Origin of the sequence: Bradyrhizobium sp. CCGE-LA001, assembly GCF_000296215.2 — a bacterium.
GTDB lineage: Bacteria > Pseudomonadota > Alphaproteobacteria > Rhizobiales > Xanthobacteraceae > Bradyrhizobium.
Map to the genome: position 1 here is coordinate 312154 of NZ_CP013949.1, position 26628 is coordinate 338781.

General features: G+C 65.3%; 24 protein-coding genes and 1 pseudogene. 13 read left to right on the forward strand and 12 right to left on the reverse strand.

Annotated elements, in window-relative coordinates; translation table 11 throughout:
- Nucleotides 1-8 precede the first annotated feature (8 nt).
- On the forward strand, nt 9-1328 hold the full coding sequence (locus BCCGELA001_RS01480) for an SDR family oxidoreductase (protein WP_008539222.1): 1320 nt from the start codon (nt 9-11) through the stop codon (nt 1326-1328).
- A pseudogene (locus tag BCCGELA001_RS01485) lies at nt 1328-1734 on the forward strand (thiol-disulfide oxidoreductase DCC family protein). The gene BCCGELA001_RS01480 and the pseudogene BCCGELA001_RS01485 overlap by 1 nt, the downstream one beginning before the upstream one ends.
- A gap of 97 nt (nt 1735-1831) precedes the next feature.
- Here the strand turns inward: BCCGELA001_RS01485 and BCCGELA001_RS01490 are convergent.
- The 6 genes from BCCGELA001_RS01490 to BCCGELA001_RS01515 all read right to left on the reverse strand — a co-directional run bounded on the left by BCCGELA001_RS01490 (nt 1832) and on the right by BCCGELA001_RS01515 (nt 8508).
- Nucleotides 1832-3076 (reverse strand): flavin monoamine oxidase family protein, encoded by a 1245-nt coding sequence (locus BCCGELA001_RS01490; RefSeq protein WP_060734455.1) that lies wholly within the window; start codon nt 3074-3076, stop codon nt 1832-1834.
- A 102-nt stretch (nt 3077-3178) separates the two neighbouring features.
- Complete coding sequence (gene typA / locus BCCGELA001_RS01495; RefSeq protein WP_060734456.1) at nt 3179-5005, reverse strand: translational GTPase TypA; 1827 nt, start codon at nt 5003-5005, stop codon at nt 3179-3181.
- 237 nt (nt 5006-5242) lie between these two features.
- Entirely contained in the window at nt 5243-5539 is a 297-nt protein-coding gene (locus tag BCCGELA001_RS01500) for a hypothetical protein (protein ID WP_060734457.1), read from the reverse strand.
- Nucleotides 5536-6966: a radical SAM protein gene (locus BCCGELA001_RS01505; protein WP_060734458.1), complete on the reverse strand. Its 1431-nt coding sequence runs from the start codon at nt 6964-6966 to the stop codon at nt 5536-5538. The genes BCCGELA001_RS01500 and BCCGELA001_RS01505 overlap by 4 nt, the downstream gene beginning before the upstream one ends.
- Nucleotides 6947-7663: a prolipoprotein diacylglyceryl transferase gene (locus BCCGELA001_RS01510; protein ID WP_008539187.1), complete on the reverse strand. Its 717-nt coding sequence runs from the start codon at nt 7661-7663 to the stop codon at nt 6947-6949. The genes BCCGELA001_RS01505 and BCCGELA001_RS01510 overlap by 20 nt, the downstream gene beginning before the upstream one ends.
- Before the next feature lie 80 nt (nt 7664-7743).
- On the reverse strand, nt 7744-8508 hold the full coding sequence (locus tag BCCGELA001_RS01515) for a Crp/Fnr family transcriptional regulator (RefSeq protein WP_008539185.1): 765 nt from the start codon (nt 8506-8508) through the stop codon (nt 7744-7746).
- Nucleotides 8509-8688: 180 nt separating this feature from the next.
- On the opposite strand from BCCGELA001_RS01515, the gene BCCGELA001_RS01520 reads away from it, so the two are divergent.
- A complete protein-coding gene (locus tag BCCGELA001_RS01520; protein WP_008539183.1) occupies nt 8689-9066 on the forward strand; it encodes a response regulator in 378 nt (125 codons plus the stop codon).
- Nucleotides 9067-9069: 3 nt separating this feature from the next.
- Here the strand turns inward: BCCGELA001_RS01520 and BCCGELA001_RS01525 are convergent, their stop codons facing one another.
- Nucleotides 9070-10611: an alkaline phosphatase D family protein gene (locus BCCGELA001_RS01525; protein ID WP_060734459.1), complete on the reverse strand. Its 1542-nt coding sequence runs from the start codon at nt 10609-10611 to the stop codon at nt 9070-9072.
- Nucleotides 10612-10847: 236 nt separating this feature from the next.
- Complete coding sequence (locus BCCGELA001_RS01530) at nt 10848-12293, reverse strand: TAXI family TRAP transporter solute-binding subunit (protein ID WP_060734460.1); 1446 nt, start codon at nt 12291-12293, stop codon at nt 10848-10850.
- A gap of 150 nt (nt 12294-12443) precedes the next feature.
- On the opposite strand from BCCGELA001_RS01530, the gene BCCGELA001_RS01535 reads away from it, so the two are divergent.
- Together BCCGELA001_RS01535 and BCCGELA001_RS01540 are read left to right on the forward strand one after the other, a co-directional pair.
- Nucleotides 12444-12734, forward strand: a complete 291-nt coding sequence (locus BCCGELA001_RS01535) for a 4a-hydroxytetrahydrobiopterin dehydratase (RefSeq protein WP_060734461.1) — start codon at nt 12444-12446, stop codon at nt 12732-12734.
- Nucleotides 12735-12833: 99 nt separating this feature from the next.
- On the forward strand, nt 12834-13223 hold the full coding sequence (locus tag BCCGELA001_RS01540; protein ID WP_008539157.1) for a YkvA family protein: 390 nt from the start codon (nt 12834-12836) through the stop codon (nt 13221-13223).
- A 157-nt stretch (nt 13224-13380) separates the two neighbouring features.
- Here BCCGELA001_RS01540 and BCCGELA001_RS01545 read toward each other — a convergent pair whose 3' ends face one another.
- The gene (locus BCCGELA001_RS01545) at nt 13381-14355 is read right to left on the reverse strand and encodes an NADPH:quinone oxidoreductase family protein (protein WP_060734462.1); all 975 of its coding nucleotides are present in this window, start codon (nt 14353-14355) and stop codon (nt 13381-13383) included.
- A 222-nt stretch (nt 14356-14577) separates the two neighbouring features.
- On the opposite strand from BCCGELA001_RS01545, the gene BCCGELA001_RS01550 reads away from it, so the two are divergent.
- The 8 genes from BCCGELA001_RS01550 (at nt 14578) to BCCGELA001_RS01585 (ending at nt 23497) form a co-directional block, all read left to right on the forward strand.
- A complete protein-coding gene (locus BCCGELA001_RS01550; RefSeq protein ID WP_060734463.1) occupies nt 14578-15417 on the forward strand; it encodes an SDR family oxidoreductase in 840 nt (279 codons plus the stop codon).
- Nucleotides 15418-15533: 116 nt separating this feature from the next.
- Entirely contained in the window at nt 15534-16199 is a 666-nt protein-coding gene (locus BCCGELA001_RS01555; RefSeq protein WP_060734464.1) for an invasion associated locus B family protein, read from the forward strand.
- A gap of 203 nt (nt 16200-16402) precedes the next feature.
- A complete protein-coding gene (gene rlmN, locus BCCGELA001_RS01560; protein ID WP_008539140.1) occupies nt 16403-17605 on the forward strand; it encodes a 23S rRNA (adenine(2503)-C(2))-methyltransferase RlmN in 1203 nt (400 codons plus the stop codon).
- Between the two features lie 134 nt (nt 17606-17739).
- Nucleotides 17740-18234: a hypothetical protein gene (locus BCCGELA001_RS01565; RefSeq protein ID WP_060734465.1), complete on the forward strand. Its 495-nt coding sequence runs from the start codon at nt 17740-17742 to the stop codon at nt 18232-18234.
- Between the two features lie 39 nt (nt 18235-18273).
- Nucleotides 18274-19050 (forward strand): phosphatase PAP2 family protein, encoded by a 777-nt coding sequence (locus tag BCCGELA001_RS01570; RefSeq protein WP_008539127.1) that lies wholly within the window; start codon nt 18274-18276, stop codon nt 19048-19050.
- 93 nt (nt 19051-19143) lie between these two features.
- On the forward strand, nt 19144-20481 hold the full coding sequence (argG, locus tag BCCGELA001_RS01575; protein ID WP_060734466.1) for an argininosuccinate synthase: 1338 nt from the start codon (nt 19144-19146) through the stop codon (nt 20479-20481).
- A 166-nt stretch (nt 20482-20647) separates the two neighbouring features.
- Nucleotides 20648-21604, forward strand: a complete 957-nt coding sequence (locus BCCGELA001_RS01580; RefSeq protein ID WP_008539115.1) for a homocysteine S-methyltransferase family protein — start codon at nt 20648-20650, stop codon at nt 21602-21604.
- A gap of 135 nt (nt 21605-21739) precedes the next feature.
- Entirely contained in the window at nt 21740-23497 is a 1758-nt protein-coding gene (locus BCCGELA001_RS01585) for an alkaline phosphatase (RefSeq protein WP_008539113.1), read from the forward strand.
- 64 nt (nt 23498-23561) lie between these two features.
- Here the strand turns inward: BCCGELA001_RS01585 and BCCGELA001_RS01590 are convergent, their stop codons facing one another.
- The 3 genes from BCCGELA001_RS01590 to BCCGELA001_RS01600 form a co-directional block, all read right to left on the reverse strand.
- Nucleotides 23562-25688: an OmpA family protein gene (locus BCCGELA001_RS01590; protein WP_060734467.1), complete on the reverse strand. Its 2127-nt coding sequence runs from the start codon at nt 25686-25688 to the stop codon at nt 23562-23564.
- Nucleotides 25689-25874: 186 nt separating this feature from the next.
- Complete coding sequence (locus BCCGELA001_RS38650; RefSeq protein WP_008539110.1) at nt 25875-26117, reverse strand: hypothetical protein; 243 nt, start codon at nt 26115-26117, stop codon at nt 25875-25877.
- A complete protein-coding gene (locus BCCGELA001_RS01600; protein ID WP_008539109.1) occupies nt 26117-26602 on the reverse strand; it encodes a pyridoxamine 5'-phosphate oxidase family protein in 486 nt (161 codons plus the stop codon). The genes BCCGELA001_RS38650 and BCCGELA001_RS01600 overlap by 1 nt, the downstream gene beginning before the upstream one ends.
- Nucleotides 26603-26628 lie beyond the last annotated feature (26 nt).

Below are 26628 nucleotides of genomic sequence, written 5' to 3' on the forward strand. Positions count from 1 at the left end.
GAGGCGCGATGCGTGAGCGAACCATCCTGGTATTCGGCGCCTCGGGCCTGATTGGCCGCTTCGTCACCGACGACCTGCGCGCGCGTGGCTTTCGCGTCGTGGGCGTGGCGCGCAGCCTGTCGCCGGCGCAGCAGATGAGCGCGCTGGACATCGAGCTGCCGATCCTCACCCTCGATGCGGCCGCGCTGGCGCGTCTTCTCAGCCAGCACGCCGTAGACGTCGTCGTGAATTGCCTCGGTGTGCTCCAGGATGGGCCCGGCAGCGACACCAATGCCGTGCATCGCGAGTTCGTCGGTCGTCTCGTTCAGGCGATCGGCGATAGCGGCCGTGCCATCCGCCTGGTGCACATCTCGATCCCGGGAATTGCTGAGGCCGACCGCACCGCCTTCGCGACAACCAAGCGTGAGGCCGAACGTCTGATCGCGGCCTCGGGCATCCCATACGCCATCCTGCGGCCCGGCTTCGTGGTTGCGCCGTCGGCCTATGGCGGCAGCGCCATGCTGCGCGCGCTGGCCGCTCTTCCGATTGATCTGCCGGCGGCGGAGATGACGACACCGTTCCAGTCCGTTGCGATCGAGGATGTTTCGGCCACGATCGCCTGGCTCGCCGCGCGCGATATAGACGACGTCGCGGTGAAGGCCGTGAGCTGGGATCTGATGGTACCGGAGCCGGTCACCATGGCCGGCGCCGTCAAGCATTTTCGCCTTGCATTCGGCACGGATGGCTGGCCGCGCCTCGCGATGCCGTCCTTCCTGCTCGATCTCGGCGCGAAAATCGGTGATTTGGCTTGCCATCTCGGTTGGATGCCGCCGATGCGTTCAACTGCCATTGCCGAACTGCGACGCGGCGTACAGGGTGATCCCTCGGCGTGGATCGCGGCCACCGGCATCGTGCCGAAGTCGTTGACCGAGACGATCGGGTGTCATCCCGCCGCTGTCCAGGACAAATGGTTTGCACGGCTATTCATGGCCAAGGCGCTGATCGTCGCGAGCCTGGTCGTTTTCTGGCTCGTCTCAGGCTTCATCGCATTGTTCGTGTCTTACCGCGACGCCGCTGGCATCCTGATCGCGCACAATTTTCCGCCTGCGCTGGTCGATCCCATCACCATCGGCACCAGCCTGATGGACATGAGCATCGGCGTATTGATCGCTTTTCGCCGGACGGCTGCGTTCGGACTCGTTGCGGGCATTCTGGCGTCGCTTGGCTATATGTTCGGCGCCGCGATTCTCACGCCCGATCTCTGGATCGAGCCGCTCGGTGCGCTGGTGAAGACCGGGCCGGCTATCGTGCTGATGCTCGTGGCGCTACTGATGCTGGATAATCGCTGATGCCCAAATGGCCCGACGACGACGTGATCCTATTCGACGGCATCTGCATCTTCTGCTCGCGCTGGGTACGCTTCGTTGCGAAGCGCGATAGGGCGGGGCGATTTCGTTTCACGCCGATTCAGTCGGATTATGGGGCGCGGTTGGCGCGCACCTTCGGCATCGATCCCGGTGATCCCGACACCAATGCGTAGTCCACGGCGGCGAAGTATTCATGAAATCGGACGCCGCGCTGACGGTGCTGTCGCAACTCCCCCGTTGGGGCTGGGTCCGCGTCTTGTTCGCGGTGCCGAAGCCGCTGCGGGATGCCGTGTACAGTCTCGTCGCGCGCAACCGCTATCGCATTTTTGGGAAGTACGATGCATGCTTCGTGCCGGACGCGGATTTGCGGGCGCGCGTGATCGAGTAGTATTCTCGTCATTGCGAGGAGCGAAGCGACGAAGCAATCCAGATCGCCTCTGCGGAGAGATTCTGGATCGCTCCGCTCGTGATGACGGAGCTTGGGGTTATTGCCTGTCGATCGCCGCCAGCACTTCCTTCGCCGCCCGCTCCCCGCTGTCCCGCGCCCCGTGTGCGGTCGAGAAGAAGTTCGGCGACGTTGCCTCGCCCGCGAAAAACAGCCGGCCATCCACCGGTGCGGCCAGCACCGCGCGTTCCCCGGCGTGCCCCGGCAGCGCGTGTGAATAGGAGCCTCGCGCGAACGGATCATGCGCCCAGCGCGATTCGGACAGCGGCCTCAGCTTGCGTCTGATGTCGTTGCCGAGAAAGCCGGCGATCTCGTCGATGCTCTGCGCGGCGATGGCGCCTTCGCCGGCGTCTTCCAGCGCGCGGGCAAAGCTGCCGCCGAAGAAGCCTTCGATGCAGGGCTGGCCGAACGGACGGATATGATAGGTGCCCATGTCGGTGCGCATGGTGGCGCCGCGCAGGTTTGCTTCCTTCGGGAAGGCCTCGGCGTCCTCGAGCGCGAGCGTCACCTTGTCGTCGACGCCGAGCGGCAGGCCGGCTGCGGCATCGAGCTTGGCCGGCAGCGGTGGTGAAAAGCGGATCGCTTCATCGGCGATCAGATTGGTTGGGACGGTGACGATCGCCTTGTCCGCGGTCAGCGTGCCGAGCGAGGTCTCGATGCGCAGGCGCTTGCCGGAATGATCGATCAGCGTCACGTTGCAGCTCAGCGCCAGCGGGCACGGGCTTCCATAGGAAACAATCAGCGCGCCATAGCCGCGCCGGACCCGCCAGTTGAGGTCGCTGTCCTCATAGGCGTCCCAGTCCAGCGTCGACATGTCCTTCAGTTCGCAGCCGTTGATGTAAGTCGAGATCGCATCGATCATCGGATTCCAGCGATTGCCGGGCTCGAGGCTCAGGCTCGCAGGTTCGTCCTTGCCCTTCAGTGCGGCCTGCCAGAGGCGCTCGTAGAACGCGTCCATCGCGCGCATGAAATCGTCGCGCTCGCTCTGTGGGAAAGCGTTACCAAAGGCGCGCTCGCGCCAAGGCGGCAGGTTCGTGTTGAGCTCGAAACCAAGCTGACGTGCGATTGCGACGAAGGAGTTCTGGTCCGCCGAATGCAGCCAGCCGCAGCCGACGTCGAAGGTGATCTCGGGCGAGGCCTGCACGGTCCAGGCCCGGCCGCCGAGCCGGCTGCGTGCCTCCAGCACGATCACGGAGCGGCCGGAGCCCGCCAGCGCATGCGCGGCGCCAAGGCCGGCGGCACCGGCGCCGATGATCGCGACGTCGACGGAGGATGGAAGGGACATGGAAGAGCGACTAGTGAGTTGCGAATGGCGAATAGAGTATAAGAAAACGTCGGCTCTGGCCAAACGTCCCTATTCGCTACTCGCCACCTCCCATTCGCTCGGTTACGCCACCGCTTCCTTGGCCTTTTCCGCGCGCTTGCGCTCGTTCGGGTCGAGATGCTTCTTGCGCAGACGGATCGACTTCGGCGTGACCTCGACGAGCTCGTCGTCCTCGATATAGGCGAGCGCCTTTTCCAGCGTCATGCGGATCGGCGGGGTCAGGCGCACGGCTTCGTCTTTCGACGTCGTGCGGATGTTGGTGAGCTGCTTGCCCTTGAGGACGTTGATCTCGAGATCGTTGTCCCGGGTGTGCTCGCCGACGATCATGCCCTTGTAGACCTTCCAGCCCGGCTCGATCATCATCGGACCGCGGTCCTCCAGCTTGAACATGGCGTAGGCCACCGCCTCGCCCTGGTCGTTGGAGATCAGCACGCCGTTGCGGCGGCCCTGGATCTCGCCCTTGTACGGGGCGTAGCCGTGGAACAGGCGGTTCATGATCGCAGTGCCGCGGGTGTCGGTGAGCAGCTCGCCCTGGTAGCCGATCAGGCCGCGGGTCGGCGCGTAGAACACCAGGCGCTGACGGTTGCCACCCGAGGGCTTCATCTCGATCAGCTCGGACTTGCGCTCGCTCATCTTCTGCACGACGACGCCGGAATGCTCCTCGTCGACGTCGATCACGACCTCCTCGATCGGCTCCAACGTGGCGCCGGTGGCTTCGTCCTTCTGGTAGACGACGCGCGGACGTGACACCGAGAGCTCAAAACCTTCGCGGCGCATGGTCTCGATCAGGATGGCGAGCTGCAATTCGCCGCGGCCCGAGACTTCCATCGCGTCCTTGTCGGCGGCTTCGACCACGCGCAGCGCGACATTGCCCTCGGCTTCGCGCAACAGACGGTCGCGGATCATGCGGCTCGTCACCTTGTCGCCTTCGGTGCCGGCAAGCGGGGAGTTGTTGACGATGAAGGACATCGACACGGTCGGCGGATCGATCGGCTGGGCCGGCAGCGGCACCTCGACGGTCGGGTCGCAGAAGGTGTCGGCGACCGTGCCCTTGGTGAGGCCCGCAATCGCGACGATGTCGCCGGCTTCGGCTTCATCGAGCGGGGTGCGCTCGAGACCGCGGAAGGCCAGGATCTTGGTGATGCGCCCGGACTCGACCAGCTTGCCGTCGGCGTTCAGCACCTTGACCTGCTGGTTCGGCTTGAGCACGCCAGAGGAGATGCGGCCGGTGATGATGCGGCCGAGATAGGGGTTGGCTTCGAGAATGGTGCCGATCATCTTGAACGGACCTTCCTCGACCTTGGGCGGCGCAACGTGGCGCAGGATCAGGTCGAACAGCGGCTCCATGCCCTTGTCCTTCGGACCCTCCGGGCTGTCGGCCATCCAGCCCTGCTTGGCCGACCCGTAGAGGATCGGGAAATCGAGCTGCTCCTCGCTGGCGTCGAGCGCTGCGAACAGGTCGAACACTTCGTTGATGACCTCGGTCGGGCGTGCGTCGGGCCGGTCGACCTTGTTGATGACGACGATCGGCTTCAGGCCGACCTTGAGCGCCTTGGAGACCACGAATTTCGTCTGCGGCAGCGGGCCTTCGGCAGCGTCGACCAGCACCAGCGCGCCGTCCACCATGTTCAGGATGCGCTCGACCTCACCGCCGAAATCGGCGTGGCCGGGGGTATCGACGATGTTGATGCGGGTGTCCTTCCACTGCACCGAAGCTGCCTTGGCCAGGATGGTGATGCCGCGCTCACGCTCCAGATCGTTGGAGTCCATGGCGCGATCGGTCACCTTCTGGTTCTCGCGGAACGTGCCGGACTGCTGGAGGAGCTTGTCGACCAGGGTCGTCTTGCCGTGGTCAACGTGGGCGATGATGGCGACGTTACGGAGGTTCATGAGTGGGCTTCTTTGCGTTCGAACAATGGGTTAAGCGCGATCTCGCCGGTCGGACCGGGACCTCTTCTCGAAACAACGCTGGAAGACTGGAAACGGGCGCTCGCCGCCCAAAAGGGAAGCCCGGCCATATCGACCGGGCACCCTGCGCGTTGCGGCGCAATATATGCAAAAACGGCCAAAAAACAATGTGTTCTTTGGCGGTTGGTTGACTGAATTTTGTCCGGGAATCTCCGGTGCTTACGGCCCGGTCCGGGGATGGGGAGGAGCCTTCCGCCCCTTGATCGCGGCCCAGATCAGGGCGACTCCGCCGATGCCGATGACCAGCCCCAGAAAAATCAGCGACGCGATGTCGGATGGGATCTGCCCACCCTCGACCACCGACATTCCGCCGAAGAGCAGCGCACAGAAGCCGGGCAGCAGCATGAAGATCCCAAAAACCACCATGAGCGCGGTCAGGCAGCCGTGCCGCTTTTGCGTCGGGGGCGAGGGCGGCGGTACCGGGGGCGCCGGCGGCGGTGTGTCGCTGACGCTCATCCCTGCAGGACTCCTTCGCTCGCCTGCGCGGTCAGCGCCGCGCGGATGCCGTCGATCTCGCCGTTGCGATAGAACAGATTGTAGGTGTCGAACGGAATGATCGCGCCCTGCTCCGTCACGAAATGGATGCAGCTGCGCTTGACGTTGCCGACGCAGAAATTGAAGCGATCGAGGAATTGCACGATGGTGACGCGGAAGACATTCTCGTACGAGAGCCCGTCCGGCACCTGAAAGCTCGGCAGGCAGCACAGCAATTCGCAGACGCGCTCACTGGTGTTCAGCGGCCCCGATGACAACGAAAACAGATCGACGAATTTCTCCCGCAGCACCGGATATTTCTCCGGGCTGATCGTGTTGGGCATCACCGCCACCAACTGCTCCTGCGGGATCAGCGAGGTCAGCGGCAGCACCTTCTCGCCGTTGCGCAGGCCGTAGCCGATCGAGATGCTTTCGGGATTGCAGGGCAGCGGGATCATGTCCTTGTCGCCGAACACGCCGGTCTCGACGACGCGCTGACGGATCTCCGACAGCATGATGCGGTCGGTATTCTTGTCGAAATTCTCGTTGCGGCCGGCGTCCTGCACCGGCTGCAGCGTGACGCCGCGCACGCATTTCCAGGTGAGGGCATGGCGGACGATGTCGCCGATCTCGGCATCGTTGACGCCGCGCTTGATGGTCGCGACCAGCGTGGTGGATACGCCAAAATGCTCGAGATTCTCCAGCGCTTGCTGGCGGATCTTGCGCAAATCTGCGCCGCGCAGATTGATCAGGGCGTCGCGCCGCAGCGAATCGAACTGGAGATAGACCTCTAGCCCGCGCTTGTTCTCGGCGAGCCGCGCCACGAAATCCTTCTCGCGCGCGATGCGCAGGCCGTTGGTGTTGATCATGACGTGACGGATCGGCCGTGTGCGCACGGCGTCCAGGATTTCGAAGAAGTCAGGGTGCAGCGTCGGCTCGCCGCCGGAGATCTGCACGAGGTCGGGCTCGCCTTCGCTGGCGACAAGCGCGTCCAGCATCCTCTCGACCTTCGCGAGCGGCGTGAAGCGGGTCCGGGCGGGCGAGGATTCGGCGAAGCAGACCGGGCAGGTGAGATTGCAGTGCTCGGTGATCTCGATCAGTGCCAGGCAGGAATGCTGCTCGTGGTCGGCGCAGAGGCCGCAATCATAGGGGCAGCCGAATTCCGTGCGCTGCTGGAATTGCAGCGGACGGTCGCCCGGCTTGATGAAATCCTTGCACAGGCGCCAATAGGCCGCGTCCGTCGACACCAGCGTCGACTGGACGCCATGTTGCTTGCAGCGCTTTTCGTACCAGACCTCGTTGCCGAGAATCTGGATCTTGGTCGGCACCAGCGTCAGGCAGGTCTCGCAGAGAGACTGGGTCTGCCCCCAGAAGATATAGGGGCGCGACTTACGCAGCGGCGCGTTCATGCAGGGATCTCGCTTTGGGCGCCGTCGCCAGCATGACGACCGCGTAGAGCAGGATGGACAGCGACAGCAGGTGAAACAGCGTGAAGGGGCCGATCAGCGTGCCATAGGGTTTGAGGAATTCCCACAGGAAGCGCTGCGCTCCATAATAGACGAGGACGAGGTAGAAACCATTGGTGATCACAAACCCGTTCCGGTTCAAGACCACCGCGACATAGAAGGTCGCGAACAGGGCCATGGCCGCGCTCTCGTAGAGCTGCACGGGATGACGAGGGACGCCATCGCCGAAATCATGGGCCCAGGGCAGCGTCGTCGGCGTGCCGTAGGTGAAATCGTCGAGGCCCGCGAAGTAGCAGCCGAGCCGGCCGATCGCGATGCCGAGCGCCAGCGGCAGCGCAAAGCGGGCGCCGGTTCGCACGGTTATCCCTGCCGACCATTTGTAGAGCTCGATCGCCACGATGCCGCCCGCGAGCGCGCCCTCCACCGAGCGGGCTATGCCGTGCTGGCCCGACAGCCACAGATTGGCTGAGCCGAACACATAGGCGCCGAGGCCCGCGCCGAACACCAGCGCAGCGATGTAGGGCATTTCGAACGATTGCGCCGGGAACGCCAGGCGGCGCCGCGACAGCCAATAGACGGCAGCGGCCGCTACCAGCCACGCCGCGATGTCGAAGATGGTGTGAAGGAAAGCCCCGCTCATGCGGGCATAGTAGCGCAGGTCCGGGCTGCGCGGGATAGTGCGCCCGCCGCCTCTTCACGCCGAACGAGCGGAATGGCCCGCTATCCCGCCTCCCGCTCCTCAGTGGGATAGACCCCGCGCAGCACCTCCTCGAAATGCATCTTCACGGCGTCGTTGCAGAGGCAGGCGCGCAAGCGCAGGCCCTCGCGGCTGCGGACCAGGATCGAGCCGCGTCGGGTGTCGAGCACGCCTTCGGCCTTGAACGACTGCAGCACGCGGCTCGCATAGCTGCGCCCGACCCCGAGCAGAGTTGCAAGCTGCTCATGTGTCAGCGGCACGCTCTGTTCGTCGCCGGTCCGCTCCATCGCCGCCAGGATCCATTTGGCCGTGCGCTGCTCGATCGAATGGATGGCGTTGCATGCGGTCGACTGGAAGATCTGCGCCAGCATGCAGTCGGCATAGCGGGCGAAGATGTTGCGCAGCGATGGCGAGCGCGCCTTGGCTGCTTCCAGCTTGCCAACGTGGATGCGCGCAAACGGCCCGCCGAACTTCACGCAGATGCGCGTGTAGGCCGGCAGATATCCCTCGCTGACGATGCCGCCTACCGCGCCTTCACGACCAACCAGAATGGTCTCGACGTCTCGGCCATCCTCGTTGGGCACGAGGAAGGTCGCAAGCGATGGTCCGCAGGGGAAGTGGACGACCTGGACGTCGTCGCCGGGATTGTAGAGCAGCTGGCCGGCCGCGCAGTCCTCGACGGAGACGTGCGATGCGAGCAGTGCGTAGTCTGCCGCGCTTAGGCGCCGTAACAGATTGTTGGCCGGTCGGCTCTCGACCTCAGTTGTACTGCCGATACGCGCATCCATCTTGATACCCCCGTCCTCCTCTCGACAATAACGAGTTCCGTACGTTTCCTGTGTGCACAAGTGGACAGACTGAAGAACTGTGATGTGGTGAGTTTCGTTCCGGGAACCCTCCGATGCGCTGGGCGCAGGTGTCGTGACGCGGCTGTCCTGATCAGAAAACCCCCTACTCAAGATGCGATCATGGCTCCCGCGATTCCCGATGGCTCCTGTCCTGCCGACGTCCTGGTCGTCGAGGACGACCCGATCATTGCAATCGACTTCGAGGACCGTCTGCTCGGCTTCGGCGTGGCGCAGGTGCGCACCGCCGGGTCGGTGACGCAGGCGCTGGACGCAATCGAGAAGCGTGCCCCCGATTTCGCGCTGCTTGACGTCGAGCTGATCCGCGAGAAGAGCTTTGCGATCGCCGAGCGACTGGTCGCGCTGAACATTCCGTTCGTCTTCGTCACCGGCTATGGCGCCGAGACCGGGATTCCGCCCGAATTCGCGGCGCGGCCGCGATTGCAAAAGCCGTGCTCGAGCGAGGCGCTGGAAGCCGTGCTGCGAGCGCACCGCGCCTGAGCGTCAGGCCAATTTCGGGTCGAGCGTGGTCGACCACAATGCGACGTCGGCGCGGTCGCGCAGGGTCACCGTCATCTGCCCGGAGGCGCCGTCGATCCTGACGTGGCCGAAAAACTGCATGCCGGCCGACGGCGGCAGGTTCTGGTTGTCCTTGCCCGGTGCCTTGACGAAGCGCACCTCCGGGCCGAACGTGTTGTCGAGCGCATTGGGGCCGAAGGTGCCCGCGTGCAGTGGCCCCGAGACGAACTCCCAGAACGGCTCGAACTCCTGGAACTGCGCGTTGTTGGGATCGTAGTAGTGCGCGGCGGCGTAGTGCACGTCCGCCGTCAGCCACACGGTATTGCTGATCGGCGCCATCTTGATGAAGCGCAGGATGTCCGCGATCTCGAACTCGCGGCCGCGCACCGGGCCGTCGCCTTGCGCGAATGCTTCCGAGCCGCCCTTCGACGTGTCCGGGACGACGAGGCTGAGCGGCATGTCGGAGGCGAGCACCTTCCAGGTCGCGCGCGAGTTGAGCAGACCGCGCTTCAGCCAGGCGATCTGGTCGGATCCGAGGAAGTAACTGGCCGGCCCGTATTCCGCCTCCAGATTCGGACCGTTCGCACCGCGGTAGCTGCGCTCGTCCAGCACGAACACGTCGAGATGCGGGCCATAGGAGATCTGGCGATAAACCCTGCCCGGCTCGCTGATGCTTTCGCGCATCGGATACATCTCGTGGAAGGCGCGGGCCCCGCGCGCAGCGAGCAACGCGATGCTGCGCTCCTTGTACGCCGCCGGCAGCTCCTTGGAGAGCGACCAATTGTTGGTCACCTCGTGGTCGTCCCACTGCACGAAGACCGGCACCTCGGCATTGAAGGCGCGGAGGTTGTCGTCGGTAAGATTGTATTTGTGCGCGGCGCGGTACTCGTCCAGCGTCTCCGCGACCTTGGCCTTCTCGGGAATGGTGAGGTTCTTCCAGATCTTGCCGTTGGCAAGCTTCACCTCGGACTGGATCGGACCGTCGGCATAGATGGTGTCGCCGGAGTGTAGGAAGAAATCCGGGCGATGCTTGCGCATCGTGGCGAAGGTGATCATGCCGCCGTCATCGGGGTTGATGCCCCAGCCCTGGCCGGCGACGTCGCCGCCCCAGACAAAGCTGACGTCGCGGCGATCGGCCGGCGCGGTGCGGAAGCGGCCGGTCACCGCTTCGCCCTCGACGGCGCTGTGCGCGAGATCGCGGAAGCGAACGCGGTAAAAGACGTCCTGGCCGGCCGGCAGATCTTCAACCAGCATCTTCGCGGTGAAGTCGCTCTCGGGCAGCGCCGCGACCGGCGGCAGCGCGCGGGCATTCCTGAACGTATCAGTCGTCGCGACCTCGACCAGCATCTGCGCCGGCCGGTCGGTGCGCGCCCACACCACGCCGCCGCTGGCGGTGACGTCGCCCGATTGCACGCCATGGGTGACCGCTGGCCGGTCCGCGGCGCGCGAGAGAGAGGGCATCGCGATCGTGCCGAGCGCGCCGGCACTGCTCGTGAGGAAGCGGCGGCGGGAGAATTTGATGTTCATGAGGGACCGTCTCGTGTCGCTTGGCACGGCCGTCGAGGCGGCAAGCCAGACGCTATATTGAGACAATGTGACGCAGTGATTAAGCGCGCAAACCCTCTGCACAGCTCAGCCCCAACCTCAGGCCTCATCCTGAGGGCCCGCCAACGGCGGGCGTCTCGAAGGATGGCCGCGGCGAGAGGCGGGCCTGCATGGTTCGAGACGCGCGTTCCGCGCTCCTCACCATCAGGGTCCAAGACCTACGCGTTGCCGGCGGCCCTGAATTGCGCGCTTGCGCGCTGCAGATTCGGCGGCAGGCTGAACAGCACCGCCTTGCGGTCGGCGACGGCGGCGTGGAACTGGTCGAGCGCGATGTTGAAGGCGGTGAGCGCGGCTTCCTCGATCGCGCCGTGATCGAAGCAGCGCAGGGTGTCGCGCAGGATCGCGTCGGCCTCGGTCTGCATCTGGTCGAGCTCTTCGGTGGTCTCGCACTTACGGGCCGCGGCGATCATGTCGAGCAGGCGTTCGCGCTGGTGGTTGTTGTTGTCGCGCTCGTCCTTCTTCAGATAGCCGGCGAACCAGGCGCCGACCGAGCCCATGGCCGAGAGCGCCATCAGGCTCCACCAGATGTAGTCGCTGTATTTGTCGAGGAAGGTCTTTTCCTCGCCGTCGACGAAGGCGGCCGCGCCGGGATGCACCGGGATCACCGCATCCTTGTCCGTGTCGGGCGTTTCGATCTTCGCTGCCAGCGGGAATTCCGTCACCAATTGCTGCCGCACGGCGAAGAGCTGGCGCGTGAACGCCGCGATGGTGGTGTCGGAGACGCCTTTGCGCGCCACGATATGGTGCGCGAAGCTGATGGTCTTGACCTCGTCGTCGGGACGATCGGGCGAGCCGCCATACGTGCCTGCGGGGATTTCGGCCGCTTCATAGACCGGATGGTTCTGCGCGATCGCGTCGGCGGAATCGATGGCGAGGAAGGTCGGTGTGCCGCCCTCCTTGACCGATGCCGCGATCGCGTCCGCCGTGATCTTGCTGTTGACCGGGCCGGCCGCGAGATAGACGTCGGCCTTCTGCGCCTTGATCGCCTCGGCAACCTCGTTGACCGGGAATTGCACGATCTCGACCTTGGCGGGGTCGACACCATATTGCTGGAGGATCACCTTGAGCAGATTGACATTGGCCTGGGTGCGGCCGACGACGCCGATGCGATGGCCGGCGAGCTGCGAGATCTTGGTGATCTTCGCGCCCTTCTTCTTGCCCTTGCCCTGGACGGACCACAGCGCCACCACGTTCTTGCGCAGCGTCGCGACCGCCTGTGCGTTCTTGGGCACGTCGAGATCGCCGCGCACGATGGCGAGATCGACCTTGCCTTCTGCGAGCAGATTGGCGCTGGCGGTGGCGCCGTCGGTCTGGATGGGACGCAGCCGCACGTAGCTCTTGTGCTGCGCGAAGCCCTGGGTGAGAGTCTGCACGACCTTGACGTCATCGCTGTTGGCCGGACCGACCGCGATCTTCAGCGTCACCGGGCGCATCGCGAAATAATAACCGCCGACAAGCGCGCCGACGATGGCAAGCACCAGCGCGAGGGTCACGAGCGCCGTCTTCCGCGCCGCGGATCGCGGCGAAGGCGGAGAGGGCGTTTCGGCCAGGTTCGATCCCCCGGTCATCGATCTCCCAAACAGGCGCTTAGGGCTCAGTTTCATCTTGGCCGGCGATTTACGCGGGCAATTGTAGCAAATTTCTTGTCCGGCGGGGTTACATCTGCGTCATGGTTAGCGGATGGGGCAAATCCCGTATGAACCCAGGCACCCAGACGGTGTTAGGGTAAAGTTCCCCTGAAGACGGAGGCGGTCATGGCAGAGCGGCTGACGGCGGAGGCACGCAAGCAGGCGCTGGGCGCTATACCCGGCTGGAGCGAGATGTCCGGCCGTGACGCCATCGGGAAGACCTTCGTTTTCAAGGATTTCAACCAGGCCTTCGGTTTCATGACCCGCGCGGCGCTGATCGCCGAGAAGATGGATCACCACCCCGAATGGCGCAATGTCTACAAGACGGTCGAGGTTGTGCTGTCGACCCATGACGCCGACGGCGTCACCTCGCTCGACATCGAGCTCGCCAAGGCGATGAACGCGATCGCCGGCTGACATGTGCCTGATGTCTTGCGGCGCCCGGCCTGATCCCCATCTTGTGATCAGCAGGTGAGGCCCGGTGCGCCGTTCCGGCTGAACGGGGAGTTCTTGAGCATGGCTGCCGAACACAGCGTCGGTTTTGAGCCGGCCGATCGGCTCGCGGAAGACCGTGAAGGCGTTCGCCGCCGCTTCTGGCGCAAGCTGAAGCGCGTCGCTGCGCAATTGCCGTTCGCAGAAGACCTGCTCGCCGCCTATTACTGCGCCTTCGATCGCCAGACGCCGCGCCACGTTCAGGCGTCGCTGCTCGGCGCGATCGCCTATTTCGTCCTGCCGTTCGACTTCGTTGCCGACGTGATGCCGTTGCTCGGCTTCGCCGATGACGCCGCCGTGCTCGCCACCGCGATCCGCATGGTCGCCGGCCACATCACGACCGAGCACCGCGACGCCGCCCGCGCCGCGCTGAAGCGCGGACTGGATGAGGCGGAGGGGGATGTGGCGCAATAGCTTTCGCTTCTGGGCACACTGTCATGCCCCGGCTTGACCGGGGCATCCAGTACGCCGTGGCCTGTCGGCTAATCGCAATCGATTCGGAGTACTGGATCGCCCGGTCAAGCCGGGCGATGACGGTTGAGTGTGTTGAAGCGGCTGCGCTGTCCCATCCTCACGGATGCAAGATCACCTTGCCCATCGCCTGACGTCCGGCCAGCACCTTCAAGGCGTCGGCGGTCTGGGCCAGCGGGAAGGTGCGATCGACATGCGATGAGATCTTGCCTTCCGCGGTCCACTTCACGAGCTTCTCGAGATTGGCGCGGTTCTTCTCCGGATTCTGCCGCGTCCAGGCGCCCCAGAACACGCCGCGGATGTCGCAGCCCTTCAGCAGCGCAAGATTGAGCGGCATCTTCGGAATGTCGCCGGCGGCAAAGCCGATCACGAGGAAGCGTCCTTCCCAGGCGATCGAGCGCAGCGCCTGCTCAGCGTAAGCACCTCCCACCGGATCGAAGATGATGTCGACGCCCTTGCCGCCGGTGAGCTTGCGCAGGCCCTCCTTCAAATCTTCCTTGGCGTAGTTCAGCGTCAGCTCGGCGCCGTGCGCCTTGGCGAATTCGAGCTTCTCGTCCGACGAGGCGCAGGCGATCACCTTCAACCCCATCAGCTTGCCGAGCTCGCAGGCCGCAAGGCCGGTGCCGCCGGCCGCGCCCAGCACTGCGAGCGTCTCGCCGGGCTTCGGGCTGGCGCGATCCTCGAGCGCATGCAGCGCCGTGCCGTAGATGATGATGATGCCCGCCGCGCGGTCGTAATCGAGATTGTCCGGGATCTTCACGATCGAGGCCGCCGGCAGCGCGATCTTCTCGCGGGCGCCGTTGTGGCCGCAGGAGGCGACCACGCGATCGCCGACCTTCAGATCGGTCACGCCGGCGCCGATGCTCTCGATCACGCCGGCGACTTCAGCGGCCGGCGAGAACGGGAACGGCGGCTTGATCTGGTACTTGCCCTGGATCATCAGGATGTCGAAGAAGTTCAGCGCCGCCGCCTTGATCGCGATCACGGCTTCGCCGGGGCCCGCCACCGGATCCGGCACCTCGGTCAGCACGAGATCGTCGGGCTGGCAATATTGCGAGCAGAGGATGGCTTTCATGGCGGCACCTTGGGGCGTTTCGGGTGGAATTATAGTTGGTCCGGTTTTGCCGGATTTAGGTCGGCCCGACAATCCGGTTTCTTTGCTCAAAGCGATGAGCAGTCCTATCCTCACGTCATTGCGAGCGCAGCGAAGCAATCCAGAACCCGTGCCGCGGAAATAAACTGAATTGCTTTGCTGCGCTCGCAATGACGGGAGTGTGGAACGACGAGGATTCAAACGATGTTTGAAACAGGCCTGCTCGAGAACAAGCGTATCCTCGTGACCGGCGGCGGCTCGGGCCTTGGCGCTGCGATGGGACGTCGTTTCCTCGCGCTCGGTGCCGAGCTGGTCATCTGCGGCCGCAAACTCGATCGGCTGGAGACGGCGGCCGCGCAGATGCGCGAAGAGACTGGCGGCAAGGTCACGACAATCGCCTGCGACATTCGCGAGGGTGCGGCCGTCGACAGCATGATGGACGCGATCTGGCGCGCCGCGCCGCTCGATGTCCTCGTCAATAATGCCGCCGCGACCTTTATCGCGCAGAGCGAGCACCTGTCGTTCCGCGCCGCGGACGCGATCCTCGCGCCGACGCTGCATGGCGCGATGTATTGCACGCTGGCCGCGGGCAGGCGCTGGATCGAGGGCAAGCATGGCGGGGTCGTGCTCTCGATCCTCTCGACCTCGACCATCACCGGCCGCGCCTTCACCGTGCCGTCGGCGATGGCGAAGTCGGCGGTGCTGGCGATGACCAAGAGCCTCGCGGTGGAATGGGGGCCCAAGGGCATCCGCACCGTCGCGATCGCGCCGGGCCCGTTCCCCACCGCCGGCGCGTCGGGCCAGCTCCGTCCCGAAGGCCGGGACGACAGCTGGGCCGCGCGCAATCCGCTGGGCCGCGTCGGCGAGCACGGCGAGCTTGCCGACCTCGCCAGCTTCCTGGTCTCGGACCGCGCTGGCTACATCAATGGCGAGATGGTGGTGATCGACGGTGGCGCACATTTGCGCAGTTCCGGCGCCGAAGACCTGCTCGGCTGGAGCGAGGCGCAATGGGCCGAGCAGCGCGCCGCGCGTGGCAAAAGCTAGCTGTTGTCATCCTGCTAACTGCCTTCCCAAATTGGACTTTCCCGGCTATCCCTGCCGGGGGACAAAGCACGGCCGGGCCATCTTCCAGTCACAATATTGAGGGAACCACTCCAGCCATGTGGCGGGTGCTGATTTTAGCTTTGATGACTGGCGTGATGGCCGGTGGGGTCACCGACTCCGCGCGGGCGCAGACGGCGCAACCGGCGCCGAAAGCTGCACCAAAAGAGGCTGCCCCGAAGTCGGCTGCCCCGGCGGCGGCTCCCACGACGGCGAAGACGACTGCAAAGCCCGAGAGCAAACCGGCGGCCCCACCTCCTGCGATTGCGGGCGGTGCGGAGCCGACTTTGATCGGCCAATTCGGCACCTGGGGCGCCTATTCGGCGACGCCCAACGGGAAGAAGGTCTGCTTCGCCCTGGCCAAGCCCTCGTCGTCCAAGACCAACCCGCCGAACCGGCCGCGTGACCCCGCCTATGCGTTCGTCTCGACCCGGCCGGCGGAGAAGGTCAACAACGAAGTCTCCGTCATGATCGGCTACGCGCTGAAACCGGGCTCGGAATCCACGGCCGAGGTCGGCGGGGCTGCTTTCGCAATGTATACGCAGGGCGACGGCCTGTGGATCAAGAACGCGGCCGAGGAGGAGCGGATGGTCGAGGCCATGCGCAAATCCGCCGATCTCGTCGTCAAGGGCGTCTCCGCCAAAGGCACCGAAACGACCGACACCTTCTCGCTGAAGGGCCTTGCCCAGGCCCTCGACCGGATCGCGCAGGACTGCAGGCGATAAGGCTGCCGGCGGTAAGACTAAGCCACGGCTATGGTCGCAATCGGCGGTCCCGATTGCTATATAAGGCCGGTTCCACAATTTCGGCCGTCATGGCCGGGCTTGACCCGGCCATCCACGCGCAACCACGATTGACGAAAGACGTGGATGCCCGGGTCAAGCCCGGGCATGACGAATTCAAACAGCAGTAATCCCAGGTCCATTCAATGCAACCGACTGCCGAGCCGCACAACGCAACATTGGTGGAGAAGACTCCACTCGAGACCTATGTGCCGCCAGCCAAGCCGTCGCTGATCGGTCTGTCGCGCACCGAGCTTGCCGATCGTCTCGGCGACATCGGCGTCGCGCCGGCGCAGCGCAAGATGCGGGTGCAGCAGCTGTGGCACTGGCTCTATTTCCGCGGCGCCCAGAGTTTTGACGACATGACGTCGATCTCGAAGGGCATCCGCGCCGAGCTCGCGCAACACTTCACCGTGGATCGGCCCGAAGTCGTGGCCGAGCAGATTTCCAACGACGGCACCCGCAAATGGCTGCTGCGGCTGCCGAGCGGCGATTCCGTTCAGAAGGCGCATGAGGTCGAGTGCGTCTACATCCCCGAGACCGATCGCGGCACGCTCTGCGTCTCCTCGCAGGTCGGCTGCACGCTGAACTGTTCCTTCTGTCACACCGGCACGCAGCGCCTGGTGCGCAATCTCACCGCCGGCGAGATCGTCGGACAGGTGATGGTCGCGCGCGATCGCCTCAATGATTGGGCCGATCGCGAGGATGGCACGCGCCGCGTCACCAACATCGTGATGATGGGCATGGGCGAGCCGCTCTACAATTTCGACGCGGTGCGCGACGCGCTGCTGATCGTCGGCGACAATGAAGGCATCGGCATCTCCCGCCGCCGCATCACGCTGTCGACGTCCGGCGTGGTGCCGAACATCGTCCGCGCCGGCGAGGAGATCGGCGTCATGCTCGCGATCTCGCTGCACGCCGTGCGCGACGAGCTGCGCAACGAGCTGGTGCCGCTCAACCGCAAATATCCGATCAAGGAGCTGCTGCAGGCCTGCCGCGACTATCCCGGCGCCTCGAACGCGCGGCGTATCACCTTCGAATATGTGATGCTCAAGGGCGTCAACGATTCGCTCGATGACGCGAAGCTGCTGGTGAAGATGCTCAAGGGCATTCCGGCCAAGATCAATCTGATCCCGTTCAATCCCTGGCCCGGCACCGCCTATGAATGCTCGGACTGGGACCAGATCGAGAAATTCTCCGAATACATCTTCAATGCCGGCTATTCCTCGCCGGTCCGCACCCCACGCGGCCGCGACATCCTCGCCGCCTGCGGCCAGCTCAAGTCGGAAACCGAGAAGCTCTCCGCCCGCGAGCGCCAGGCGCTGCGCGCCATGGCGATGACGGACTAGTCTGTTATGCCCACGCTCTCGCATCCTCGTCATTGCGAGGAGCGTAGCGACGAAGCAATCCAGACTGCCTCCGCTGACGCATCTCTGGATTGCTTCGCTGCGCTCGCAATGACGATGAAGTTGGCGTTTCTCTCATGTCCCTGATCGGCCGCCTCGTCGTCATCTTCATCGGCTTCCTCGCCGCCTGCTTCGTCGGCGGCATGATCGTGGTCGTCGCGCTGCTGTTTCCGGAATTCGCCGACCTCGGCGCCGGTCCCGTCGATCAGGGCACGATCGACATTCTGCTCGGCTTCGGTTTCATCTTCGTCTCAGGCTTCGCGCTGGTGCCGGCGGCGGTGATCGTCGCGATCACCGAGGCGCTCTACATCCGGAGCGCAATTGCCTATGCCCTCGGTGGCGGGCTCGTCGGGCTCGCCTGCTATCTCGGTCTCGTCCCCTTTCACCCCGACACGCTCCAATTCGAGGGCATCGTGCGGCGTCATCTGGAGATCATGACGGGCGCGGGCATCGCCGCTGGCGTGGTCTACTGGCTGATCGCCGGCCGCAACGCCGGCGCCTGGCGCGAGCCACCGCCGGTGCGGAGACCGCCGCCGCCATTGCCGTCGCAGTCTCGGCCGGATGCGCGGTGAGGGTTTTCATCTCGGCTCTACTCCGCTAAACCGCGCGCCATGAACCGGACCGGACTTTTCATCGCCCTGGCGCTGTGGCTTTTGATCGGCGTCGTCTTCGGCCTTTATCCCGAACTCGATCTCAAGCTCGCCGCGCTGTTCTTCGATCCCGCCACCAACACCTTTCCGCTCAAGCTGAACGGCTGGGCCAGCTTCGCGCGGGATGCGGCGATGTGGATCGCCTGGGCGTTCGTGGTGCCGTCGCTGGTCGCGCTCGTGGTCAAGATGATCCGCCCGGAACGGCCGCTGCTGGTATCCGGTCGCGCCATGGTGTTCCTGCTGGTCACGATCATCATGTCGGCCGGCATTCTCACCAACCTGACCTTCAAGACCTATTGGGGACGGCCGCGTCCGGTGGTGGTGACGCAGTTTGCCGGCGAGCAGCAGTTCGTGCCGTGGTGGGACCCGCGCGGGGACTGCGCGCGCAATTGCTCGTTCTTCTCGGGCGAGGGCGCGACCGCCTTCTGGACGCTGGCGCCTGCCGCGCTGGCCCCGCCGGCATGGCGGCCGCTCGCTTATGCCGGCGCCGTGGTGTTCGGCGCCGTCACCAGCGGCCTGCGCATGGCGTTCGGCGGACACTTCTTCACCGATGTGGCGATTGCCGGCCTCGTCAGCTTCGTCGTGATCTGGTTCGCCTATGCCCTGATCTACCGCTGGCCGCGGACGCGGTTTTCGGACGAGGCGGTCGATGCAGCCCTGACCCGGCTGGCCATGCCCGGCTACCGGCTCCGCCAGCGCCTGTTCGGCCGCAAGCCCGCCCCGGAAGCCTCGGCTTGAGCCCATTAAATGGGTGCCGAGTCCTGCGAAATTTGATATTCGCGCGGTCAAACCCGCCCCTAGACCAGCCCTTGAGACCCGATTGGAAGCGCCATGACCACGATCCTGAAAAGCCTGCCCAAGGGTGAGAAAGTCGGCATCGCTTTCTCCGGCGGCCTCGACACCAGCGCGGCGCTGCTCTGGATGAAGCAGAAGGGCGCGCGCTGCTACGCCTACACCGCCAATCTTGGCCAGCCGGATGAAGCCGACTACAACGAGATTCCGCGCAAGGCGACGGAGTTCGGCGCCGAGAAGGCGCGGCTGGTCGATTGCCGCACGCAGCTCGTCCACGAGGGCATTGCCGCGATCCAGTCGGGCGCCTTCCACATCTCGACCGGCGGCATCACCTATTTCAACACCACTCCGCTCGGCCGCGCCGTCACCGGCACGATGCTGGTCGCCGCAATGAAGGAAGACGGCGTCAACATCTGGGGCGACGGCTCGACCTTCAAGGGCAACGACATCGAGCGCTTCTACCGCTACGGCCTGCTCACCAATCCCGGCCTGAAGATCTACAAGCCCTGGCTCGACCAGCAGTTCATCGACGAGCTCGGCGGCCGTGCCGAGATGTCGGCGTTCATGACCGCGCAGGGCTTCGCCTACAAGATGAGCGCCGAGAAGGCCTATTCGACCGACAGCAATCTGCTCGGCGCCACGCACGAAGCCAAGGATCTCGAGAGCCTCGACAGCGGCATCAAGATCGTCAACCCGATCATGGGCGTGCCGTTCTGGCGCGACGACTGCATTGTAAAGGCCGAGAAGGTCGTTGTGCGTTTCGAGGAAGGCCAGCCGGTTGCGCTCAACGGCCAGACCTTCTCCGATCCCGTCGCGCTGTTCCTCGAAGCCAACGCGATCGGCGGCCGTCATGGCCTCGGCATGAGCGACCAGATCGAGAACCGCATCATCGAGGCCAAGAGCCGCGGCATCTACGAAGCCCCCGGCATGGCGTTGCTGCACATCGCCTATGAGCGCCTCGTCACCGGCATCCACAACGAGGACACCATCGAGCAATACCGCATCAGCGGCATGCGCCTGGGACGCCTGCTCTATCAGGGTCGCTGGTTCGACTCGCAGGCTTTGATGCTGCGCGAGACCGCACAGCGCTGGGTCGCTCGCGCCGTGACCGGTGAGGTCACGCTCGAGCTGCGCCGCGGCAACGACTATTCGATCCTCAACACGGAGAGCCCCAACCTCACCTATGCGCCAGAGCGGCTCAGCATGGAGAAGGTCGAGGACGCAGCGTTCACGCCGGCCGACCGCATCGGCCAGCTCACCATGCGCAATCTCGACATCGCCGACACCCGCACCAAGCTGAAGCTTTACAGCGATACCGGCCTGCTCTCGGGCAGCGAAGGCTCGCAGATATTCCGGCTCGAAAGCGACAGGGGTTGATTGCAGCCCGATCGGGCTAGGAACCGAATCGCCGGGATCGATAGTCTCGCGCGGCGGATAGCCTGCGCGAGCAGCGCGACATTGTGCGCCACCAATGGCCCGAGACCGAGGGCCGGCATGACGCGACTCACGATGAGAGCGTCCGTGCAAATTGATGGAGCGATCAATGGCAAGATACAGATGCGACCTGCCGCAGCACCGCGGAGGCATTTTCCTGACCGACGGCGGCATGGAAACCACCCTGATCTTTCACGAAGGGCTGGAGCTGCCTCATTTCGCGGCATTCGTGCTGCTCGACAGCGCGGATGGTCGCGCGCATCTGAAGCGCTACTACGAAGCCTATCTCCGCATCGCGCAGCAGCATGCGCTCGGCTTCGTGCTCGACAGCCCGACCTGGCGCGCCAATCCCGATTGGGCTGCCAAGCTCGGCTACGATGCGGCCAGGCTCAAGGCGGTCAACATGCGCTCCATCCGTTTTCTGGAGGAGTTGCGCGGCGAATGGGAGACTTCCGGCGCACCATGCGTGATCAACGGCGCGATCGGCCCGCGCGGCGACGGCTACAAGGCCGGCAACATGGACGCGGCGGAGGCGGAAGCCTACCACTCGGCTCAGATCGCGGCATTCGCCGAGGCAGGCGCCGACATGGTGACCGCGTTCACGCTGAACAGCATCAACGAAGCCGTCGGCGTCGTGCGCGCGGCCAAGCGGCAGGACATTCCGGTCGCGATCTCCTTCACGGTCGAGACGGATGGTCGCCTGGTCAGGGGGGAATCCCTGCGCGAAGCGATTGAAACTGTCGACGAAGCGACGGAGCGGGATTGCGAATATTTCCTGATCAACTGCGCGCACCCGACCCATTTCGAGAACGCGCTCGCGGGCGGCGAGGCGTGGGTTCAGCGCATTCACGGCGTCAGAGCCAATGCGTCGACCAAAAGCCATGCCGAGCTCGACGAGTCCGAGACGCTCGACAGCGGTGATCCCGCCGATCTCGGCCGCCGTTACCTTTCGCTCAGGCGCGCCTTTCCCGGCATGCGGATTCTCGGCGGCTGTTGCGGCACCGATCACCGGCATGTCGCCGCCGTTTGCGAGGCCTGCCTGTCGCCAGAGGCGTTGACCACGTGATGCAGTTGAGAGGGCCGGTATCGCCCCCGGCCTTCGACCCGTCGCCCATTTGTCTCGCGCCATATGTGATGACGGTGTCATTCTCGATCGCTACGCTTTCTGTTCCTATCGGAACTGGATTGCGGAGCACCGCGCATGATCAAGAATTCGGCCCTCGCCTCTCTCATCGTCCTCTGTTGGACATCGTCTCTGTCGGCACAAACGATCTATCCGATCGATCGCGCCGAGATCCTGGCCGGGGCCCGATTCGACTTCAAGGTCGAACTGCCCGGGCTAGTTGATCCCGCCAAGTTGAAGGTGACGGTGAACGGCGCGGACTATGCCGCCGCGTTCGGCCGTTCCGGGACCTTGATCGAGCGCGAGGACGGCAAGGATCAGTCGGCGCTGATCCTGCGCGACGTTACGCTGACCAAGCCGGGCAGCGTTGCGGTTGAGGTGAGCGACGGCACGCACCAGCGCAGCGTCACATGGACGGTTTACGACACCGGTCCACGCAAGGCGAAGAACGTCATCCTGTTCATCGGTGACGGCATGTCGCCGGCACATCGGATCGCCGCGCGAATCCTGTCCAAGGGCATCGTGGAGGGCAAGAGCCGCGGCAAGCTTGCGATCGACGACATGCCTCATATGGCGCTGGTGGCAACCGCCGGCTCGGACTCGATCATCACGGATTCCGCAAACTCGGCCAGCGCCTATGCGACCGGGCACAAGAGCGCCGTCAACGCCCTCGGCGTCTACGCGGACCGCTCTTTGAGCGCGTTCGACGATCCCAAGGTCGAAACCATCACGAGCCTTGCCAAGCGCCGGCTCGCCATGGCGATCGGCATCGTCACCAATACCGAGGTCGAAGACGCGACGCCCGCCGCGATGGTCGCGCACACCCGCCGACGCGCCGCCTATGACGAGATCGTCGAGCAGTTCTTCGCGGCGAAGCCGGATGTGCTGATGGGCGGAGGCAGCGCGAACTTCCTGCCGAAGTCGGCCGCCGGCTCGAAGCGCAAGGATGAGACCGACTACATCGCGAAGTTTCGCGACGCCGGCTATCAGGTCGCAACTACTGCAGGTGAGCTCAGTGCTTCTGCCGCAAAGCCGGACACGAGCAAGCTGCTCGGCCTGTTCGCCACCGGCAACATGGACGGCGTGCTGGATCGCAAATTCCTCAAGGGCGGCGGCGTCAAGAAATTCCCCGAGCAGCCTGACCTGACCGAGCAGGTGCGGGCGGCGCTGAACATCCTCGCGAAGAACGAGAACGGCTTCTTCCTGATGGTCGAGTCCGGGATGATCGACAAATACGCGCATTTGCTCGACATGGAGCGCGCCGTCTACGATACGATCATGCTCGACAACGCGGTGCGTCAGACGCGCGAATGGGCGCGGGCGCGGGGTGACGACACCCTCATCCTCGTGGCGGCGGACCACAATCATCCCAACAGTCTCGTCGGCACGGTGAGTGACGACATGGGCACGGCGCCCAACGTTCCCTTGCGCGAGCGCGTCGGCGTCTACGACAAGGCTGGGTTTCCCAATTACCCGGCGCCGGATGCGGAAGGCTATCCGTCACGGGTCGATGTCAGCCGGCGGCTCGCCATCTTCTCGGCCAGCCTGCCGGATCACTACGAGACTTTTCGCCCGAAGCTCGACGATCCCAATGAGCCAACCGTGAAGGCCGGCGACGACGGGACCTTCAAGGCCAACGACAAATACAAGGATGTGCCGGGCATGGTGCTGCGGCCGGGCAATCTGTCGGCGATGATCGGCGCCAGCGTGCATTCCGGCGAGGACGTCATCCTGACCGCGACCGGGCCGGGCAGCGAACGCGTGCAGGGTTCTATGGACAACACCGAAGTGTTTCGCGTCATTGCCGATGCGCTCGGACTTGGCGCCGCGCAGTGATCGGGACACGCGCAAAACAGAATGGCCGGGATTGCTCCCGGCCATTTTCTTTTCGCGAAGGTTCTTACTGCCGCGGCGGTGGTGCCGCGTTGGCCTGGTCGCCATTGAGCAGCGGCGTGATGCGGCGGACGGTGACGCGCCGGTTGATCAGGCTCGGACCCTGGCTCTGCTCCTTCAGGTATTGCTCGCCATAGCCCTGCGACGTCAGGTTCTCCGCCGGCACGTTGAACTGCTGGGTCAGCAATTCGGCTGCAGCCTGCGCGCGGCGGTCCGACAGTGACAGATTGTCGACCTCGTTGCCGACCGCGTCGGTGTGGCCCTCGATCAGGAACACCTCCTGTGGGTTGGCCTGGATCGCCTGGTTGATGCCATCGGCGATCACCTGCAGCCGCGCCGCCTGATCCGGCGGAATGGTCCACGATCCCGTCTCGAAGTTGATCGTGTTGACATCGATGCTCGGCATCTGCATGCGAACGTTCGGGCTGTAGCGGATCTCGTCGAGCGAGTAGCGCCGATCGATCCGCTGTACCGGCGGGGCCCGCATCGTGTCGTAGATCACCTGCGGCGGTGCCTCTTGGGCGTCGACGATGTAGCGATCATAGGGGATGCTGACCACCGGCGGCGGCACGTCGACGTAGAAGCCGCCGACCGCCCGCGGATCGCGGTAGGTGTTGTCGATGATCACGATCTCACGCCCGCGAGGATCCCTGCGGATGCGCCGCATCAGCCGCCCGTCGGTACCGACGACAGTGATGATCTCGCTGCCATCTGGACGGATCACGACCGTGCGGGTCTCGCCGCCGACGGTGTCGGTGCGAATGTCGCGGGCGCCATAGCGGAAGCGATAGAGGTCGTTGCCGCGGACATAGGCCTGCCCGCCCGGATCGCGGACGATGATCCGGTCCGGCTCGGTGTAGACGGTGCGGCCGCCTTCGATGGTCTCCCGTCGCTGGCCGTGGATGTCGGCGATGGTCGCGCCGATCACGGCACCGGCCACCACGCCCGCACCGATCGCGAGCGGCGTCAGATCACGCTGCGGGGGACGTGGCGGTGGCGGTAGCGGTGCTGCGACCGTTGGCGCGGCCCGGAAAGCCGGCGCGACCGTCGGTGGCCTGTATTGTGCCCTGTCCGGCGGCGGCGCGGCGGCCGGCGTGCCGGGGACGACGGTCGGGGCTGCGGCGCCGGCGGGAGGCGCCGGGGGCCGGGGCGGGGCGCCAGCCTGCGGAGCCGCAGCCGGAGCTCCGGCTGCGGGCGCGCCGGCAGGAGGTGTTCCACCCTGTTGGCCGGGGGCAGGCGTTGCCGTCGGCGCCGGGGCTACGCCCGGTGCCGGTGCTGCGCCGGGACGTCCGGCTGGCGGAGTCGGGGTGCTGCCGGGCGCCGGGGTGGCCGTCGGAGCGGGCGGTGCGCCGGGAGCCGGCGTCGGCGATCCCGCAGCCGGAGGCGTGCCGGGACGTACGCCGGGCGGAGGTGCACCCGGACGGCCCGGCGGTGGCGCGGGGGGCGTGCTGCCGGGAGCCGGGGTCGCGGTCGGTGCGGGAGACGTTGCCGGTGCAGGCGTGGTCGCCGGCGCAGGTGCACCTGGACGCGCCGGTGGCGCGGCTGTCGGAGCAGGGGGTGTCGCCGTCGGCGCAGGCGTCGGCCGTCCTGCAGGACCCGCTGCGGGAGGCGGCGGAGGCGGAGGTGGCGTCGGGGCCGGCCGTGCGGCGGGCGGCGGCGCGGGAGGCGTGCGCTGCTGGGGAGCTGCGGCGGGAGGCGGTGCTGGCGGCGTGGGAGCCGGGCGTGCGGCGGGTGGAGCATGCTGCTGCGGGGCCGCGGCCGGTGGCGGCGCGGGCTGCTTCGGAGCAGCAGGCGGCGGAGGTGGCGGCGGCGGAGCCGGACGGGCCGCAGGTGGGGGCGGCTGTGGCGGCGGAGCCGGACGAGCTGCGGGCGGGGGTGGCGGCGGCGCAGCCGGGCGCGGCGGCGCGGCAGCCGGCGGCGGCGCAGCGGGCGGAGGTGCGGCCGGGCGTGCCGGTGCCGCGGGCGGAGCTGCCGCAGGCGGTCCCTTCGGAGGCTGCTTCGCTTTTTGGTCAGCCTCAGGCTGGGCCTGGGCGACAACGAGCGGCGGCGCACTTTGCGCATGCGATGCGGAGCTTGCGAATTGCATCGCGGTGAGAGCCGTCGTTGCAAGCAGCACGAGACGAAGGTTGGTCATGGTGGTGAACTTCCCCGGAAGGTTCTTTGACGAAGTGTCGAGATGAACAGCTACGCGTTAGGCCGCATTGTGGCGGGCGAAGAAGTCGCGGCCCGATTTATTTCTGCACGCAAATAACCTCACTATGGTGACGTTCATTGCGCATTCAGACGCAGGTTGCAATCGCCTCACATGTGATCGCTCGCCTCAGACCTGATCCCGCGGCGAACGCGCGTCCGTCGCGGGATTCGGTGTAAGCGGTCCGTTGGGTCCGCGCGATGGAATCTCTTCAGGCACGCGCCCCGGCAACTCGTCGGGACGCGGTGATTCGCCTGGCTCGCGCACCGGCGGCGCGATTTCGGGCTGCGGATTGCCGGGCGGAATTCCCGGCGGCGGCTCGGTCGGAGTGCCCGGCGTTGACGGCGGTATCTCGGGCGGCTCTATCGGCATCACATCGAAACCTTGCGGTTATCGCCGAGGTCGGGACGCGTGTTAGTCACCGCCGCGGCAGCCATCTTCACGTACGAGATCACTGTGCCGGGTGAATCCCAGAACTCGGCATCGTCAGGCGTCACCTTGAGCACGCGGATGTTTGGATCCTCCGCAGAGTCCCACCACGCCTTGGCCGGCGTCGAGAACAATTCCTTGATCTTCGCACGGTCGTTGGAGACGACGGCAGCGCCGGTCAATGAGACGTATTTCTGGCTGCTCGCATCCGCGAACGACAGGTTGATGGAGGGATACCTCGCGATCTCTTCATCCTTGTGATGCCGCGCGTCGGTAAGGAAAAAGATCGTGTTCGCGTCGCGGTCAAGATGAGCGCTCATCGGCCGCGCGCGCAGCTTGTCGCCGTCGCGCGTCACCAGCATTGCGAAGCCGATCTTCTTCATCAGCTCCCAGGCACGGTCGACGTCGCGGGAATTGTCGTTGGCCATATCGTGCTCCTATTGCAAGCGACGAT